Origin of the sequence: Bradyrhizobium sp. STM 3843 (genome assembly GCF_000239815.1) — a bacterium.
Classification (GTDB): domain Bacteria; phylum Pseudomonadota; class Alphaproteobacteria; order Rhizobiales; family Xanthobacteraceae; genus Bradyrhizobium.
Genome location: NZ_CAFK01000225.1, coordinates 1 through 1,329 on the forward strand (window position 1 = coordinate 1; position 1,329 = coordinate 1,329).

The following is a 1,329-nucleotide window of genomic DNA, read 5'->3' on the forward strand; positions in this document are numbered from 1 at the left end:
TAGGGATAAGTCAGCTCTACCAGTCCCTTTTCAACCCCGATCTCGTCCGTGAGGCTTTGGCGGGCGACCCTGATCATGAGGTTGAGAAGGCGGCGAAGGAACTCAACCTCGAGAAAGTTTTGGACAGCGGCAAGCCGCCTTTGGTGGAGATCGTGACGCCTGTTTTGGGATCGTCTCTGAGTGCCAACAGGGTGAAGGCCGAAGGCATCATTTCCGATCAGGGCGGGGGCATCGGTCGGATCGAGTGGCGGGTCAATGGCATCACATTTGTGGAGTACCCACCGCCAGGAGTGGACAAGACGCATTCAGTGTCGCGGATGCTGCCGCTTTATCCCGGTGAGAACGCGATAGAGCTCGTGGCTTATAACGCCAAGAACCTGATAGCGTCGGTGGCCGCCAGGGCGTCCGTGACCTCGACGGCTCCCAAAGGCGAAGCCGAGCGGCTGCATGTGATTGTGTTCGGCCTCAACGATTATGGAGGCACCGGGCTGCCAAACCTTCGCTATGCTGTTCCCGATGCCAAGGCGATTGGCAGGGCTTTGAAGGAGGCGGGGAAAGGCCGGTATACAAGCGTCAGCCTCACAGCTGTTCTTGATCCGGGCACAGTCCCTTCCGAGGACATGGACCACCTGTTCGAAGCGACCTCAGAGGGCCTCGAGAAAGCCTTGAAGGCGGTTGCTCAAGAAGCCGAGGTACAGGACACCTTTGTGTTCTTCGCCGCGGGCCACGGGGCGGCGGTGCAGGGGCGATTTCATCTTCTGGCCAAGGATTATCACCGCGAGGGCGACACCGATGCATCCATTAGACGCTACGGCATCAGTCAGGAAAAGCTCCAAGCCTGGATCGCCAATATCAAGGCCGGGCGGGGTTTGATCCTGCTCGATACCTGCGAAAGCGGAGCCGCTGTTACAGGCGCAAGCCGCAACGATGCAGATGCGGCGCTGGGCAAGTTGCATGAGGCAACAGGACGGCCCGTGATCTCGGCCGCGAATGTGTCCCAGGCGGCACTCGAAGGTTACCAGGGCCACGGGGTGTTCACCTTTGCAATCCTGGACGCGCTTGTGAATGGCGATACGAACCAGAACGGTGCCATCGAGGTAAGCGAAATTGCAACCTGGGTGCAGACCAAGACGCCGGTCTTGAGTAAAGAGCTCCGGGAAAAAGGCGATCGTGGCATCGCACTGGGCTTTGCCAGCCAAGGTTATACCGAGCGCATGTCGGGACGAGACGTAGTCGGCGCCTTCCCGGATCAGATGTCGGCACAGAAGCCCAGAACCGGTTCGCGCGGTGAGGATTTCTCCCTCGTTCAGAAGTTGGCCGCCTTGTCAC

Annotated in this window: 1 protein-coding gene; it reads left to right on the top strand. The window is 59.4% G+C overall.

Annotation, left to right across the window (positions count from 1 at the left end):
- Nucleotides 1-1,329 (top strand): caspase family protein (locus BRAS3843_RS23675; protein WP_035982570.1); only part of this gene is annotated, 1,329 nt, incomplete at both ends.